The sequence below is a fragment of the Knoellia terrae genome (assembly GCF_048606435.1).
GTDB classification, from domain to species: Bacteria; Actinomycetota; Actinomycetes; order Actinomycetales; family Dermatophilaceae; genus Knoellia; species Knoellia terrae.
The window spans coordinates 125,466-140,846 of record NZ_JBMBWH010000004.1 but is presented as its reverse complement, the minus strand read 5'-3'; the positions used below and the strand labels follow the sequence as shown (position 1 = coordinate 140,846).

Sequence of the window (15,381 nt, the reverse complement as noted above, 5' to 3'; positions counted from 1 at the left end):
TCCCAGAGAGAGGAGCCACCTTGAGTTTCTTTGACAGTGCCAAGGAGAAGGCGGAAGGTCTCGCCGCGGACAACCCTGACAAGCTCGAGGAATTCAGTGACCAAGGCCTGGAGCGTGGCGGCGACGCCGCCGACAGCGCCTCAGGCGGTCGTTTCGGCGAGCACATCGACCAGGGACAGGTCGCGGCCGACGAGCGCATCGGCTCCGGTGACGGTGAGAACCCCCCGACCGAGTAGCTCCGCCTGATCTTCTCGACACGCGCGAGGCCCCGAACCCACCGGTTCGGGGCCTCGTGACGTCACCCCGCCGTATGCCGTCCGCCCACCTCTCGACCCTCGTCCTGGGTGACGCGAAGCAGCGAGAAGCAGCCGGTCAGATACCGCAGGCGGGGGCGGTGGTCGGCGCCGTCGACGGCCGACCGACGGAGGGCATCCCCAGGCTGACGGCGGGCTTGCCGGGCACCGGCGCGTCCTGGAGCGCCGCCCAGGCGTCTCCGCCCGGGGTCCGGCGCACGGCGTACGTGCCGCCCTGCAGACCGCTGTCCGCGACGAGGTGGTGGGGCGCTCCGTAGGTGACGTCGACGCTGACCGCGTCGCCCGGGCGAGCCACCTCGGCGCCGTCGGGCACCGCGAAGTGGACGAGCCGGTTGTCACGGGCCCGCCCGCTCATCCGCCGGGTCTCGAGATCCTTGCGGCCCTCGGACGGCGCGACGAGCACCTCGACGGTGCGGCCCTCGATGGCGCGGTTCTCGGCCCAGGACACCTCGTCCTGGAGGGCGACGAGGCGCTCGAAGCGCTCCTGCACCACGGCCTTGGGGACCTGGTCGGCCATCGTGGCGGCGGGGGTCCCGGCGCGGATGGAGTACTGGAAGGTGAAGGCGCTCGAGAAGCGGGACTGCTCGACGACCCGCAGCGTCTGCGCGAAGTCCTCCTCGGTCTCCCCCGGGAACCCGACGATGATGTCGGTCGTGATCGCCGCGTCGGGGATCTGGTCGCGGACGCGGTCGATGATGCCGAGGAACCTGTCGCTGCGGTAGGAGCGGCGCATCGCCCGGAGCACCCGGTCGGACCCGGACTGCAGTGGCATGTGCAGGCTCGGGGCGACGTTGTGCGTCTCGGCCATGGCGGTGATGACGTCGTCGGTGAACGCCGCCGGGTGCGGGCTGGTGAAGCGCACGCGCTCGAGCCCCTCGATCTCGCCGCAGGCGCGCAGGAGCTTCCCGAACGCCAGCCGGTCGCCGAACTCGACGCCGTAGGTGTTGACGTTCTGGCCGAGGAGGGTCACCTCGACCACGCCCTGGGCCACGAGGGCCTGGATCTCGGCGAGGACGTCGCCCGGGCGGCGGTCGGTCTCCTTGCCGCGCAGGCTGGGCACGATGCAGAACGTGCAGGTGTTGTTGCAGCCCACCGAGATGGAGACCCACGCGGCATACGCGGAGTCACGGCGGGTGGGCAGGGTCGAGGGGAAGGTCTCGAGCGACTCGAGGATCTCGACCTCGGCGCGCTTGTTGTGGCGGGCCCGGTCGAGCAGGGCCGGCAGGCTGCCGATGTTGTGGGTGCCGAAGACGACGTCGACCCAGGGCGCCTTCTGGACGATGGTGGCGCGGTCCTTCTGGGCCAGGCACCCACCGACGGCGATCTGCATGTCGGGGTTGCTCGTCTTGGCCGGCCGCAGCTGACCGAGGTTGCCGTAGAGCTTGTTGTCGGCGTTCTCACGCACCGCGCAGGTGTTGAAGACGACGACGTCGGCCGTCGCGGGGCGCTCTGTCACGGGAACGCTGGCCAGGTCGACGTAGCCCGCCGTCTCGAGCAGGCCGGCGAGGCGCTCGGAGTCGTGGACGTTCATCTGGCAGCCGTGCGTGCGCACGTCGTAGGTCAGCAGGTCAGTCATGGCACCCACAAGGGTACGTGCTGGTCAGGATGCGTCGGACGGGTCGTCGACGCCCCACAGGGCGGCGACGTGGCGCACGTCGGTCCCGCAGCACCCACCCACGACCTCGAGACGTGGCAGCCGGGCCTCGAGCCGGCGGTGCTCGGCCACCAGGTCGGCGAGGTTGCCCTCGTCGAGCACCTCGGCCCCGTCGAGCTCAGCGTGCGACTGGCGGGACGCGTTGACGCGCAGGCCGGTGACCCGCTCCGTCCACGAGTCCCCGTCGTCGAGAGCGGCGGCCACGTGGCTCGGATGTGCACAGTTGACGACGAGACCGTCGGGACGGGCCTGCCGCCACAGCTGTTCGACCGCGGCGTCGAGCGACGTGCCGTCGGGGAGCCGGCCGTCGGTCTCGACCGTGAACGAGACGGTGACCTCCACTGCGTGGTCGCGCGCCGTCTGCACGATCCCCACGGCCTCGGCGACCGTCGTCAGCGTGTACGCCGTGACGCGTTCGGCCCCGGCCTCGGCGAACGCGCCGACCTGGACCGCGTGGTAGGCGCCGAGCTCGTCGGCGGACGCGCTCGCCCCTGGCACGTAGCCATCGCCCCGGGGACCGATCACGCCGACCACCCTGGTCCGGGACAGGTCGGCCCGTCCGGACGCTCCCAGGTTCTCCGCGAGCCCCGCGAGGAAGACGATGCTCTCGAAGTTGACCTGGAGCACGTCGGCGAGGGAGCCGCCCAGTGCCGCCACCCACTCGGGGCTCGCCCGCCACGTCGGCGTCTCGAGAAGGAGGCCGGCGTCGGCCGCCCGCGCGACGTCGGCGAAGCCCGAGTAGTAGGCCGTGAGCAGGCTGCGGCCGTGCGGGTCGGACAGCAGGGGGTAGGCGGCGAACATCGGCAGGTCCACCCCGTGGTGGTGGATCAGGTCCGTCTCGAGCCCGGCGTCGGTGACCCACTGCGCTCGCGGGCGTGCCGGCTCGGACGGCGCCGTCGCCGCCCCGAGGGCAAGGTCGGGACCGGAAGCCGTGCCACCACGCATCGCGACCCTGCCTTCCGTCCCGTCGGCTGCTCGTCGCCCAGCGTCCCGCGGGACGCAGAGCAGCACCAGTGCCTGTCCGGATGGCAGTCGACGTGACGCCTGGGCTGGCCCTTTCGATCCGTCATCGAGCAATAGTTGACATGACAACCAAAATAAGGCAGAGTACTCATTGAAGGATCAACCACTTACCTCTCTCCGAAGGACTGATCATGGGACTGTTCAACCGCTCCAAGACCACCAGCACCCCCGTCGCGACCGCCGCACCGGTGGCCACCGAGCCGACGTCGAGCTTCGTCTCCGACATCGCCGGCGACTACGTGCTGGACCCGAGCCACTCGCGTCTCGGCTTCTCCGCCCGCCACGCGATGGTCACCAAGGTCCGCGGCAACTTCGAGGAGTTCGAGGGAACCGCCCACGTCGACACCGTCACCCCGGCGAACTCCAAGGTCGAGGTCACCATCCAGGCCGCGTCCGTCACCACGGGCAGCGAGCAGCGTGACGGTCACCTCAAGACCCCCGACTTCTTCGACATCGAGAACCACCCGACGATCACCTTCGCCTCCACCGAGGTGGTTCGCGACGGCTCCGAGTGGGCGATCACCGGGAACCTGACCATCAACGGTGTCACCAAGCCCGTCACCATCGACTTCGAGGAGACCGGCTCCGCGAAGGACCCGTACGGCAACACGCGCCTCGGCTTCGAGGGCGCGACGACCATCGACCGCACCGAGTGGGACCTCAACTTCAACGCGGCCCTCGAGACCGGCGGCGTCCTGGTCAGCGAGAAGGTCAAGCTCGAGTTCGACATCTCGGCCATCGCTCAGGTCCCGTCCCAGGTCTGACCGACCCGAGAACGCCCGGAGGGGCCAGGACCACAGGGTCCTGGCCCCTTCGTGGCGTCCCCTGGCCACTTCGTGGCGCCCCGGGCGAGCAGACACGCCGTGCCGGAGGAACCGAGGCGGCTCAGTCGCGCTGGTGCTCCGAGGCGCTGACGATCGCCTCACGGATGAGCCGCAAGGACAGGTCCGAGGGATACCCCTTGCGGGCGAGCATGCCGGCGAGGCGTCGGGTCTGCACGGTGGCCTCGAGCCCGTGCAGGCGGCGCAGACGCTTCTCGACGAGGGCGCGGGCGCGTTCCTCCTCGTCGGCCGGGTCCACCTCGTCGAGGGCAGCCTCGGCGACCTCGTCGGACACCCCCTTCTGACGCAGCGTCTGGGCCAACGCCCGACGCGCGAGTCCCCGACCGGCCTGTTGGGAGCGCACGAGCATGCCGGCGTAGGCCTCGTCGTCGACGAGACCGACGTCCTCCATGCGGTCGAGCACCGCCTGCGCGACGTCGGGGTCGCAGTCGCGCCGGGCGAGGGCCTGCGCCAGCTGGGCGCGGGACTTGGGTGAGTTCGTCAGCTGCCGCAGGACGATCTGTCGCGCCACATCGTGCGCGTCCGGCTCGCTGCCGGCCGTCGCGGGGTCCTCGGGCGGGGGCGTCGAGCCCCTGCCTCGCCGGGACCCACCGTCGCGCGACGCACGCCTGGCGTCCCGGCTCCGTCCGCGCCGCTGCTCCTCGGCGGCAGGCGACGAGGACGACGGCGGCCACTGCGGCCGCGCTGCCGCGCCGTCGGACCCGGGCTCGACCGCGCCCACCGCCGCTGGCGACGCGCCGGCACGAGGTCCGGCGGACGCCGCCGCCCACGGGGGCGGCGGCGTCTGCGCGTCGGCGAAGGTCATCGCGTCGGCACCGAGGAGAGGTCGGAGGTCACCGTCAGAAGTCGACCGGGACCTCGGGGACGGCCTCCAGCGGCTTGTCGACCTGCGGGCCGATGCCGAGCTTCTCCTTGATCTTCTTCTCGATCTCGTCGGAGAGGTCGGGGTTGTCCTTGAGGAAGTTCCGGGCGTTCTCCTTGCCCTGCCCCAGCTGGTCGCCCTCGTACGTGTACCAGGCGCCCGCCTTGCGGACGAAGCCCTGCTCGACCCCCATGTCGATGAGGCCGCCCTCACGGGAGATGCCCTGGCCGTAGAGGATGTCGAACTCGGCCTGCTTGAACGGCGGCGAGACCTTGTTCTTGACGACCTTGACGCGGGTGCGGTTGCCGACCGGGTCGGTACCGTCCTTGAGCGTCTCGATGCGGCGGACGTCGAGGCGCACGGAGGCGTAGAACTTCAGCGCCTTGCCACCGGTCGTCGTCTCGGGCGAGCCGAACATCACGCCGATCTTCTCGCGAAGCTGGTTGATGAAGATGGCCGTCGTGCCGGTGTTGTTGAGCGCGCCGGTGATCTTGCGCAGGGCCTGGCTCATGAGGCGGGCCTGGAGGCCGACGTGGCTGTCCCCCATCTCGCCCTCGATCTCGGCGCGCGGCACGAGGGCGGCGACGGAGTCGATGACGATGATGTCGAGGGCACCGGAGCGGATGAGCATGTCGGCGATCTCGAGGGCCTGCTCACCGGTGTCCGGCTGCGACACGAGCAGGTTGTCGGTGTCGACACCGAGCTTCGCGGCGTACTCCGGGTCGAGGGCGTGCTCGGCGTCGATGAACGCGGCGATGCCGCCCGCGCGCTGGGCGCTGGCGACGGCGTGCAGGGCGACGGTCGTCTTGCCCGAGCTCTCCGGACCGTAGATCTCGACCACACGACCGCGGGGCAGCCCACCGATGCCGAGCGCGATGTCGAGCGCGATCGAACCGGTGGGGATGACCTCGATGGGGGGACGCACGTCGTCGCCGAGGCGCATGATGGCGCCCTTGCCGTGCTGCTTCTCGATCTGCCCGAGGACCAGCCCCAGGGACTTCGTGCGGTCGTTGGTGACGGCTGCTGCAGCCATGTCGCACCTGCTCTTCCTGTGTCGTTCGATGTGCGCGTCCGCCGGCGACCCTGGTCCGCGGTCGGTCTCGTCGCGATCTCGGGTCAGACGCTAGGTCGTCGCACCGACAGCCGTCTGCAGCTGCCGTGGAGGCTGTGGACAGGTGCTGCGGGTCCGGCGACCTGTGGACAAGACTAGACGAACACGTGTTCGACGGACCGCAGCGACGCGGCGACACGCCGCAGCCGTCACCGGACTGCCGGCCGCCGCATCGGCACGTGCAGGATCCCGTCCTCGTCCGCGTACGGGTCCCCCGTCACGGTGAAGCCGAACCCGGCATACCAGTGCTCCAGATGGGACTGCGCGTCGAGGACGATCTCGCGGTCGCCGTGCCGCTCGAGCACCTCACGCACCATCGCGGTGGCGACCCCCCTGCCCCGGTGCTGCTCCGCCGTCGCGACCCGGCCGACGCGCCAGGAGGCGCCGTCGTCGAGCACGCGCAGGGTCGCGACCGGGAGTCCCGCCCCGTCGGCGCACCACACGTGCCACGTGCCCGCCTCGGTGTCGCGCCCGTCGAGGTCGAGGTAGGCCGCCGCCTGCTCGACGACGAACACCTGTGAGCGCAGTGCCCACAGGGCGTACGCCACGTCGGGCGCGAGGTCGGCGAACTGCTGGACGCGGAGGTCGGTCGTCGGCTGGTCCACGGGGCCAGCGTAGGCAACTGGCAGACTCCTGCGCCGTGACGATCCTTGCGGCAGCAGACGGCTCGGCCCTCGGCAACCCCGGCCCCGCGGGGTGGGCCTGGTACGTCGACGGCGCCCACTGGGCGGCGGGCGGCTGGCCGCACGGCACCAACAACCAGGGCGAGCTCACCGCGGTGCTCGACCTCCTCGAGCAGACCGCGGGCGTCGACGACGAGCTCGTCGTCTACTGCGACAGCACCTACGTCATCAAGTCCATCACCCAGTGGATGCCCGGCTGGAAGCGCAAGGGGTGGAGGAAGGGCGACGGCAAGCCGGTCATGAACGTCGAGATCATGCAGGCCCTCGACCGCGCGATGGCCGGCCGCCGCGTCCGCTTCGAGTGGGTCAAGGGCCACTCGGGCCACGAGCTCAACGAGCAGGCCGACCGCCTAGCCAACGGAGCGGCGACGTCCTGGCAGCGCGGCGCGGCACCGGACCCGGGCCCCGGCTGGCCCGGCGCCGAGACTCCCGAGCGCCCTGCCCCGGCCGTCGCCCCCGCCCCACCGGATACCCCCGCGTCGGAGCCGGACCTCTTCTCCGCCCTCGTCGACGACACCACGGACCCCACCGACGAGGAGCAGGTCGTCGCGCTCGAGCGCTCCCTCCTCGAGCACTCGACCCGTGCGGACGGTGCGGCGGTCGCGGCGCTGCTCCACCCCGAGTGGTCCGAGGTCGGCCGCTCCGGCCGGCTGTGGACGAGAGCCGAGGTCCTCGACGAGATCGGTCCGCTCGAGACCCCCGTGACGCTCGACGTCGTCACCTGCCAGCGGGTCTCCGACGACGTGGTGCTGCTCGTCTGGCGGGCGGTGGACGACGAGGGGTCGACCCTGCGCTCGTCGCTCTGGGTGCGCTCCTCCGGCCACTGGCAGCAGCTCTTCCACCAGGGCACCCGCGAGAGCTGACCCGGGAGGGCGAGCACCCGGCATACGCGGAGCAGGTCGCGACGGGCGAGCGGGCTCAGGTGCGGGACAGCAGCTCGGAGACGATCTCGGCGGCGGGCGCCTGACGGGCGCTGCGGTGCCCGGTGCCCGCCCACAGGTGGACGAGGTCGGGCTGGCCGGTGGCCCTGCCGTGCCGGCGCAGGGGTGCCGTGAGGTGGTGCACCTGCGGGTATGCCGCCGGAGCCGCCTCGCCGAAGACCTCGGTCCACGAGGTGGACAGGGCGCGCGCGCTGCGCCCGGTGAAGGCGCGGGTCACGACCGTGTCGGAGCGGTGGGTGAGCTCGTGACGGTGCACCTCCGCCGTGCCGGCCTCGTCGGCGCGCAGGAAGGCCGTCCCGCACGCGACCGCGTGGGCCCCGGCGTCGAGCAGGGACGCGAGGTGGGCCGGGTCGGACACCCCTCCCGCGGCGACGACCGGGAGCGAGGTGAGCTGCCGGACGCTCTGCAGCAGCATGCGGGTCGGTGCCTGGTGGTGCCCGGTGTCGACCGGGCCACCACGGTGTCCCCCGGCCTCCCAGCCCTGGGCCACGATGGCGTCGACACCCAGCTCGTCGGCCCACGCGGTCTCGCTCGCCTCGTTGAGGGTGACCCACACCTCCATGCCTGCGGAGCGGAGGCGGTCGACGACGTCCGACGGCGGCCAGGCGAAGGCGAACGACACGACGGCGGGGCGCTCGGCGAGCAGCACCTCGATCTTGGCGTCGAAGGAGTCGTCGTCGTGGATGGGCTCGCCCAGCGGCACGCCGGCCTTCTCGGCCAGCGGACGCAGCCTGGCGGCGTAGTCGTCGACCCGCGCGGCGCTGCCCGGCTCGTAGGGAGAGGGGGCGAAGAGGTTCACCCCGAACGCCGCGCCCCCGACGGCCGAGCGCAGCAGGACGATGTCGTCCCGGAGCCGGTCCGGGGGCAGGTAGGCGCCGGCGAGGAAGGCGAAGGCGCCGGCGCGGGTGGTCGCGGCGGCGAGCTCGACGGTTCCGGGTCCGCCCGCCATCGGCGCGAGGACGAGGCGGCGGTCGAGGAGGGTCACGGGTCAGGCGCGCCGCGGCGCGTCCTCGCGCCCCAGCCGCCGCTCCTGCGGCACGTCCATGTCGTCGCACAGGGCGAGCCAGACGAGGCGAGGGTGCATGCCGGCCTCGAGGGCCTGCGTGACGCTGCGGCCGCCGAGCACCCCGAGGACGTGGTCCCGCGCCAGGGTGGGTGCGTAGGTCTCACCGAACTCGTCGTACATCAGCGTCCAGAACTGACTGATGCGCATGTCGGCGAGTCTGTCACACCCATCTCGTCGCCCGAGATCGCCGCAGAACTCCGCCACCGCCTGCGATGCCCCCCATTCCTTTGTAGGGTCATCGCCATGGCGACCCCACTGGAGCCCGACCCGCGGCGGGACGTCGTCCTGGACGCGACCACGCTCAAGGCGTTGACCCACCCCCTGCGCCCGCGGATCCTCAGTGCGCTGCGCCTCCACGGGCCGGCCACCGCGTCCCGGCTCGCCGCCCACCTGGGCGTCAACACCGGGGCCACCAGCTACCACGTCCGCCAGCTCGCCGAGGCCGGCTTCGTCGTCGAGGCGAGCGAGATGGGCAACGCCCGTGACCGGTGGTGGCGGGCCGCCCACGCCCGCACCTACTTCGACACCCACGACGCCGACCAGGAGACCTCGGCCGCCTACCTGTCCGCGGTCGCCGCCGGGTACGCCGACAACGCCCAGCGCGCCATCGCCGAGATCGCGACGCTGCCGCCCGAGTGGGAGGACGCCGGCACCTTCAGCAACTTCACGTTGCGGCTGACGCCCGACGAGACGGTGGCCCTCATGGCCGACCTCACCAAGGTCATCCGCAGCTACCGCCCGCACCAGGGCACCGTCGACGCCCCCGCCGACGCCCGTCCGGTGTCCGTCAACCTCGAGGTCTTCCTCGCCCCCGGGATGTCGCCCGAGTGAGCACAGCCACCGGGCGCCTGAGTCGGCGCAGCCTCTACGGCATGCTCATCGCCTCGAGCGTGTCCATCGCGGGGACGCGCGTGTCGACGATCGCGCTCCCGGTGTTCGTCTACACCCAGACGAGGTCGCCGGGCCTCACCGGTGTCGTGCTCGCCGCCGAGATGGCGCCCTACGTGGTCTCCAAGGCCCTCGGCGGTCCGCTCGTCGACCGTCGCGGACCTCGGACCATCAGCATCGTCGGTGACGTGCTGAGCGGCGGCTTCCTCGCGCTCATCCCGATCCTGTATGCCGTGGGGCAGCTCGCGCTGCCCGACCGGATCCCGCTGCTGCTGCTGCTCGTCGCCCTGGCCGGTGCCTTCCGCGGACCCGGCGACGGCGCCCGCAACACGATGATCCCCGCCGTGGCGGACGCGTCCGGGCTCTCGATCGAGAAGATCACCGGCCTCGACAGCACCTTCGACCGCGCGAGCGGCCTGCTCGGAGCCGGCATCGGCGGCCTGCTCGTCGCCGGCTTCGGCGCGCCCGAGACCGTGGCGGTCACCGCGGGCGCCTCCTTCGTCAGCGCCCTCGTGGTCGCCCTGTTCATCCCGGCCGTCGCGGCCGTCGAGTCGACCGAGACCGGCTCCTACCGCTCCCGCCTGGCGGCCGGGGCCTCCTTCCTCCGCCGCGACCGCCTGCTGCGCTCGGTGCTGGCGATGATCGCCGTCACCAACCTCCTCGAGGCTGCCTACATCTCGGTCATGCTCCCTGTCTGGGTTCTCGACCAGGGTCGTGGCCCGGAGCTCATCGGCCTGCTCGGGCTCGTCTTCGGGGGCGCCGCCGTGGCGTCGAGCCTCATCGCGACGACGATGTCGGGTCGCTTCAGCCGGCGCACGGCCTACCTCGTCGGGTTCACCCTGGCCGGTGCGCCGCGCTACCTCGCGCTCGCCGTGGACGCGCCTCTGTGGCTCATCGTCGCGACGAACGTCGTCGCAGGGCTCGGAGCGGGATTCATCAACCCGACGATCGGCGCGATCTTCTTCGAGCGCGTCCCGCGCCCCATCGTCGGACGTGTCGGCTCGCTCGCCGACGCGCTCGCCTGGGCGGGCATCCCCCTCGGGGGCGTCGTCGGCGGCGCGGCCGTGGCCGTCATGGGTGTGGCGCCCGCGCTGGGAGCGGCAGGCGCGGCATACCTCGTCTCGACGACCGTGCCGGGGTTGCGCCCGGAGTGGCGCGAGATGGACCCGGCAGGAGCACGGCCGGGTGTCGGTCTCGAGTGAGAGGGTGGCCCTCTCATGACGACTGACGTGCTCGAGCGCTTCTCCCCACCCACCGCCACGTGGTTCCGGGACTCGTTCAGCGCGCCCACCGCCGCCCAGGCCGGGGCGTGGGAGGCGATCAGCTCGGGCCACCACGCGCTCGTCGTGGCACCCACGGGCTCGGGCAAGACCCTGTCGGCCTTCCTCTGGGCCCTCGACCGCCTGGGGTCGGAGCCGCTGCCCGCCGAGAAGCTCCGTCGCTGCCGGGTGCTCTACGTCTCCCCGATGAAGGCGCTGGCCGTCGACGTCGAGCGCAACCTGCGCAGCCCGCTCGTGGGCATCGGCCACGCCGCGACCCGGCTGGGGTCGACGCCGCCCGACATCACGGTCTCGGTCCGCAGCGGCGACACCCCGGCCTCGGAGCGGCGCACCTTCGCCCGGGCCCCCAGCGACATCCTCATCACCACGCCGGAGTCGCTCTTCCTCCTGCTCACGTCGCAGGCCCGCGAGGCGCTGCGCGGCGTCGAGACCGTCATCCTCGACGAGGTGCACGCCGTCGCGGGCACCAAGCGAGGCGCGCACCTGGCCCTGTCGCTCGAGCGCCTCGACGCGCTCCTCGACCGGCCTGCGCAGCGCATCGGGCTCTCCGCCACGGTCGAGCCGGTCGACGAGGTGGCCCGCTACCTCGCGGGCGGCCGTCCGGTCGAGGTCGTGCGCCCTCCCTCGACCAAGGAGTGGGACCTCGACGTCGTCGTCCCCATCGCCGACATGTCCTCGCTCGGCCAGGTCGTCGAGGACGACCTCAGCGGTCCGGCGGCCGGGGCCGAGCGCCGCGCGTCGATCTGGCCGCACGTCGAGGAGCGCATCGTCGACCTCATCGCGTCGCACCGGTCCACCCTCGTCTTCGCCAACTCCCGACGGCTCGCCGAGCGGCTCACGGCACGGCTCAACGAGATCTGGGAGGAGCGCCTCGAGGTCGAGGCGCAGGCCCGGGCCGAGGCGGACGGGACGGCCGCCGAGCCCGACCCCCGGCGGGCTCCCTCGAGGACGCCGGCGCAGATGATGGCGCAGGCGGGCGGGTCCGCAGGGGCACCGCCGGTCCTCGCCCGTGCCCACCACGGGTCGGTGAGCAAGGACCACCGCCAGCTCATCGAGGAGGACCTCAAGGCGGGTCGGCTCCCCGCGGTCGTCGCCACCTCGAGCCTCGAGCTGGGCATCGACATGGGCGCGATCGACCTCGTCGTCCAGGTCGAGTCGCCGCCGTCGGTCGCGAGCGGTCTGCAACGCGTCGGTCGCGCCGGCCACCAGGTCGGCGCCGTGTCGCACGGCATCCTCTTCCCCAAGTTCCGCGGCGACCTCGTGCAGACGGCCGTCGTCGTCGAGCGCATGCGGGCCGGCGCGATCGAGTCGCTGCGCGTCCCCGCCAACCCCGTCGACGTGCTCGCCCAGCAGATCGTCGCGATGACCGCCCTCGACGAGTGGGCCGTCGACGACCTCGAGCAGGTGGTCCGGCGGGCCGCGCCCTTCGCCTCCCTGCCCCGCTCGATCCTCGAGTCGGTGCTCGACATGCTCTCCGGCCGCTATCCCAGCGACGAGTTCGCCGAGCTGCGGCCCCGCATCGTCTGGGACCGCGTCACCGGGGTGCTCACCGGCCGCCCGGGCGCCCAACGCCTCGCCGTCACCTCCGGCGGCACGATCCCCGACCGAGGCCTGTATGCCGTGTTCCTCGCCACCGGCGAGGGCACCGGTCGCCGGGTCGGCGAGCTCGACGAGGAGATGGTCTACGAGTCACGCGTCGGAGACGTCTTCACCCTCGGCACGTCGACGTGGCGCATCGAGGACATCACCCACGACCGCGTCCTCGTCACCCCGGCGCCGGGCCAGCCGGGCAAGCTCCCGTTCTGGAAGGGCGACCAGCTCGGCCGGCCCGCCGAGCTGGGCCGGGCCGTCGGCGCGTTCGTGCGCGAGGTCGCGGCCTCGACGCCGGCGCAGGCGCGCACGCGCGTGTCCGCCGCCGGCCTGGACGAGTGGGCCACCGACAACCTCGTCGCCTACCTCGACGAGCAGCGCGCGGCCACCGGGCACGTCCCCGACGACCGCACGATCGTCGTCGAGCGCTTCCGCGACGAGATCGGCGACTGGCGCGTGGCGGTGCACTCGCCCTTCGGGGGCCAGGTGCACGCGCCGTGGGCGCTCTGCGTCTCCGCACGGATGCGCGAGCGCTTCGGCGTCGACGTGCAGGCCATGCACGGTGACGACGGCATCGTGTTCCGGCTCCCCGACCTCGAGTTCGACGGCGAGGGCTCGTCGGGGCGCGGCGCGGCGGCCGAGCTGCTCGACCTGGTGCGGCTCGATCCCGACGACGTGCACGACCTCGTCACCGGCGAGATCGGCGGCTCCGCACTGTTCGCCGCCCGGTTCCGTGAGTGCGCCTCTCGCGCCCTCCTGCTCCCCCGCCGCCGACCCGACCGCCGCCAGCCGCTCTGGCAGCAGCGCCAGCGCGCGGCGCAGCTGCTCGAGGTGGCCAGCCAGTACGCCTCGTTCCCGATCGTCCTCGAGACCGTGCGCGAGTGCGTGCAGGACGTGTTCGACGTGCCCGGCCTGACGGCCCTCATGGCGGCGATCGCCTCGCGTGAGGTGACGCTCGTCGACGTCGAGTCGGCCCAACCCTCGCCGTTCGCCCGCTCGCTGATGTTCGGCTACGTCGCGCAGTTCCTCTACGAGGGCGACTCCCCGCTGGCCGAGAAGCGCGCGGCCGCACTGTCCCTGGACCCGACCCTGCTGGCGGAGCTGCTCGGTCGCGGCGAGGGCCTGTCGCTGCGCGACCTCCTCGACCCCGAGGCGGTGGCGCGCACGGAGTCCGAGCTGCAACGCCTCGCCGAGGATCGTCGCTGCCGCGACGGCGAGGACGTCGCCGACCTGCTGCGCACCCTCGGTCCGCTGACCCTCGCCCAGATCGAGGCCCGCACCCGTGACGGAGCGAGCACCCGCGACATCGGCGGCTGGCTGGTCGACCTCGAGGGGTCCCGTCGCGTCATCCGCGTGCGGGTCGGTGGAGAGGAGCGGTGGGCCGCCATCGAGGACGCGTCCCGGCTGCGCGACGCCCTCGGCGTCTCCCTGCCCGTCGGGGTGCCGCAGGCCTTCCTCGACCCGGTCCCCGACCCGCTCGGTGACCTCGTCGCCCGCTACGCGCGCACCCATGCCCCCTTCCCCGCCATCGCCGTCGCCCAGTGGTGGGGCGTCGGTCCGGCCGTCGCGATGGACGCCCTGCGCCGGCTGGTGTCCTCCGGACGCGTGGTCGAGGGTGAGCTGCTGCCCACGGAGAGCGGCGGCGGCCAGCACGGCCTCGACTACTGCGACGCCGAGGTGCTGCGCACCCTGCGCCGTCGCTCGCTCGCCGCGCTGCGCGCCGAGGTGGAGCCGGTCGCGGCCGTCGAGCTCGCCCGCTTCCTGCCGCAGTGGCAGTCGGTCGGTGGTGGACTGCGCGGCCGTGAGGGTCTCATCCGGGCGGTGGAGCAGCTCGCCGGTGCCGTCCTGCCCGCGAGCTCGCTCGAGACGCTCGTCCTCCCCGCCCGGGTCGCCGGCTACTCCCGCGCCATGCTCGACGAGCTCATGAGCGTGGGCGAGGTCGTGTGGCGCGGCCACGGCTCGCTTCCCGGTGACGACGGCTGGGTCTCCCTGCATCTCGCGGACACCGCACACCTGACGATGACCGGACCGGACGACGTCGACCTCGGCGACCGGGCCCAGAGCGTCCTCGAGGTGCTCTCGCGCGGTGGCGCCTACTTCTTCCGCGCCCTGGCCGACGCGGTCGAGGCGAGCGACACCGAGGTCGTCGACGCGCTGTGGTCGCTCGTGTGGGCCGGGCACGTCTCCGGCGACACCTTCACCCCGGTGCGCGCGCTGCTCGCCGGTGGCCGGACGGCCCACAAGCGCGCCACCGCCGGACCACGGTCGACCCGGTATGCCGGCCGCACCGGTTCACTGGGCACGCTCGGCGGGCGCCGCGGCGGTTCCCGTCCCCTCAACGTCGCCCGGTCCGCGCCCGCCACGGTCGCCGGCCGGTGGTCGCTGCTGCCCGAGGTCGAGACCGACACCACCGTCCGCACGCTCGCCACCGCAGAGATCCTCCAGGACCGCTACGGCGTGCTCACCCGGGGCAGCGTCGTGGCCGAGGACGTCCCCGGTGGGTTCGCTGCCGTCTACCGCGTCCTCGCCGCCGCCGAGGAGTCCGGCCGGGTGCGCCGCGGCTACTTCGTCGAGTCCCTCGGAGCCGCGCAGTTCGCCACGACCGGCGCGATCGACCGGCTCCGCGCCGGGGCCCGGGCGCTCGGAGCCGCTCCCGACGCGAGCAGCCAGCGCGCCCTGGTGCTGGCCGCGACCGACCCCGCCAACGCCTACGGCGCGGCGCTCCCCTGGCCCGACCGGCCGGTCGCCGAGGACACCGACGAGTCCGCCGTCCCCGGCCGCAAGGGTCACCAGCCCGGCCGCAAGGCGGGGGCGCTCGTCGTGCTCGTGGACGGCGACCTCGTCCTCTACGTCGAGCGGGGCGGCAAGACGCTGCTGTCCTGGACCGACGACCCGGCCAGCCTCCAGGCGTCCGCCGACGCGCTCGCGTTGGCGGTGCGCGAGGGCGCACTCGGCCGGCTCACCGTCGAGAAGGCCGACGGCGGAGCTCTTCTCGGCTCGGGTCATCCGCTCGTCGACGCGCTCGCCCAGGCCGGCTTCCACGCCACGCCGCGCGGACTGCGCCTGCGGCGATGACCGCAGCCGCGGGCCCCGCCCCCTCCCGCCCCACCCAGCTCAGGACGCACCG

12 protein-coding genes and 1 pseudogene are annotated in these 15,381 nt (G+C 73.0%); 6 read left to right on the top strand and 7 right to left on the bottom strand.

The window, feature by feature from the left end:
• Positions 1 to 20: 20 nt before the first annotated feature.
• Complete coding sequence (locus ACOJV9_RS07640) at positions 21 to 236, top strand: antitoxin (RefSeq protein ID WP_420184597.1); 216 nt, start codon at positions 21 to 23, stop codon at positions 234 to 236.
• 136 nt (positions 237 to 372) lie between these two features.
• Here the strand turns inward: ACOJV9_RS07640 and miaB are convergent, their stop codons facing one another.
• Entirely contained in the window at positions 373 to 1,890 is a 1,518-nt protein-coding gene (miaB, locus tag ACOJV9_RS07635) for a tRNA (N6-isopentenyl adenosine(37)-C2)-methylthiotransferase MiaB (protein ID WP_420184596.1), read from the bottom strand.
• A gap of 24 nt (positions 1,891 to 1,914) precedes the next feature.
• A complete protein-coding gene (locus tag ACOJV9_RS07630; protein WP_420184595.1) occupies positions 1,915 to 2,913 on the bottom strand; it encodes a homocysteine S-methyltransferase family protein in 999 nt (332 codons plus the stop codon).
• A gap of 209 nt (positions 2,914 to 3,122) precedes the next feature.
• On the opposite strand from ACOJV9_RS07630, the gene ACOJV9_RS07625 reads away from it, so the two are divergent.
• Positions 3,123 to 3,755: a YceI family protein gene (locus ACOJV9_RS07625; protein WP_420184594.1), complete on the top strand. Its 633-nt coding sequence runs from the start codon at positions 3,123 to 3,125 to the stop codon at positions 3,753 to 3,755.
• Positions 3,756 to 3,876: 121 nt separating this feature from the next.
• On the opposite strand, the gene ACOJV9_RS07620 is transcribed toward ACOJV9_RS07625, so the two are convergent.
• The 3 genes and pseudogenes from ACOJV9_RS07620 to ACOJV9_RS07610 all read right to left on the bottom strand — a co-directional run bounded on the left by ACOJV9_RS07620 (position 3,877) and on the right by ACOJV9_RS07610 (position 6,411).
• Positions 3,877 to 4,638: a regulatory protein RecX gene (locus ACOJV9_RS07620; protein ID WP_420184593.1), complete on the bottom strand. Its 762-nt coding sequence runs from the start codon at positions 4,636 to 4,638 to the stop codon at positions 3,877 to 3,879.
• Positions 4,639 to 4,729: 91 nt separating this feature from the next.
• Positions 4,730 to 5,728 (bottom strand): annotated as a pseudogene (recA, locus tag ACOJV9_RS07615) (recombinase RecA); the annotation flags it as partial.
• Positions 5,729 to 5,955: 227 nt separating this feature from the next.
• Positions 5,956 to 6,411 (bottom strand): GNAT family N-acetyltransferase, encoded by a 456-nt coding sequence (locus ACOJV9_RS07610; RefSeq protein ID WP_420184592.1) that lies wholly within the window; start codon positions 6,409 to 6,411, stop codon positions 5,956 to 5,958.
• Positions 6,412 to 6,446: 35 nt separating this feature from the next.
• Between ACOJV9_RS07610 and ACOJV9_RS07605 the strand changes: the two genes are divergently transcribed.
• A complete protein-coding gene (locus ACOJV9_RS07605; protein ID WP_420184591.1) occupies positions 6,447 to 7,352 on the top strand; it encodes an RNase H family protein in 906 nt (301 codons plus the stop codon).
• A gap of 55 nt (positions 7,353 to 7,407) precedes the next feature.
• Here ACOJV9_RS07605 and ACOJV9_RS07600 read toward each other — a convergent pair whose 3' ends face one another.
• Positions 7,408 to 8,415, bottom strand: coding sequence for a nitronate monooxygenase (locus ACOJV9_RS07600; protein WP_420184590.1), 1,008 nt, complete (start codon positions 8,413 to 8,415; stop codon positions 7,408 to 7,410).
• Positions 8,416 to 8,418: 3 nt separating this feature from the next.
• Entirely contained in the window at positions 8,419 to 8,643 is a 225-nt protein-coding gene (locus ACOJV9_RS07595; RefSeq protein ID WP_420184589.1) for a DUF3046 domain-containing protein, read from the bottom strand.
• Positions 8,644 to 8,739: 96 nt separating this feature from the next.
• Between ACOJV9_RS07595 and ACOJV9_RS07590 the strand changes: the two genes are divergently transcribed.
• The 3 genes from ACOJV9_RS07590 to ACOJV9_RS07580 are packed head-to-tail and all read left to right on the top strand — an operon-like array spanning position 8,740 to position 15,329.
• Positions 8,740 to 9,327, top strand: a complete 588-nt coding sequence (locus tag ACOJV9_RS07590) for a helix-turn-helix domain-containing protein (protein ID WP_420184588.1) — start codon at positions 8,740 to 8,742, stop codon at positions 9,325 to 9,327.
• 41 nt (positions 9,328 to 9,368) lie between these two features.
• Entirely contained in the window at positions 9,369 to 10,586 is a 1,218-nt protein-coding gene (locus ACOJV9_RS07585; protein WP_420184587.1) for an MFS transporter, read from the top strand.
• Between the two features lie 15 nt (positions 10,587 to 10,601).
• Positions 10,602 to 15,329: an ATP-dependent helicase gene (locus ACOJV9_RS07580; protein WP_420184586.1), complete on the top strand. Its 4,728-nt coding sequence runs from the start codon at positions 10,602 to 10,604 to the stop codon at positions 15,327 to 15,329.
• The last annotated feature ends 52 nt before the right edge of the window (positions 15,330 to 15,381 follow it).

What these genes read in the sequence shown, in the direction of transcription:
- ACOJV9_RS07630 (WP_420184595.1), bottom strand. Translation starts at nt 2,913, where the DNA reads ATGCGTGGTGGCACGGCTTCCGGTCCCGACCTTGCCCTCGGGGCGGCG.
- ACOJV9_RS07625 (WP_420184594.1), top strand. Translation starts at nt 3,123, where the DNA reads ATGGGACTGTTCAACCGCTCCAAGACCACCAGCACCCCCGTCGCGACC.
- ACOJV9_RS07590 (WP_420184588.1), top strand. Translation starts at nt 8,740, where the DNA reads ATGGCGACCCCACTGGAGCCCGACCCGCGGCGGGACGTCGTCCTGGAC.
- ACOJV9_RS07620 (WP_420184593.1), bottom strand. Translation starts at nt 4,638, where the DNA reads ATGACCTTCGCCGACGCGCAGACGCCGCCGCCCCCGTGGGCGGCGGCG.
- miaB (WP_420184596.1), bottom strand. Translation starts at nt 1,890, where the DNA reads ATGACTGACCTGCTGACCTACGACGTGCGCACGCACGGCTGCCAGATG.
- ACOJV9_RS07580 (WP_420184586.1), top strand. Translation starts at nt 10,602, where the DNA reads ATGACGACTGACGTGCTCGAGCGCTTCTCCCCACCCACCGCCACGTGG.
- ACOJV9_RS07595 (WP_420184589.1), bottom strand. Translation starts at nt 8,643, where the DNA reads ATGCGCATCAGTCAGTTCTGGACGCTGATGTACGACGAGTTCGGTGAG.
- ACOJV9_RS07585 (WP_420184587.1), top strand. Translation starts at nt 9,369, where the DNA reads ATGCTCATCGCCTCGAGCGTGTCCATCGCGGGGACGCGCGTGTCGACG.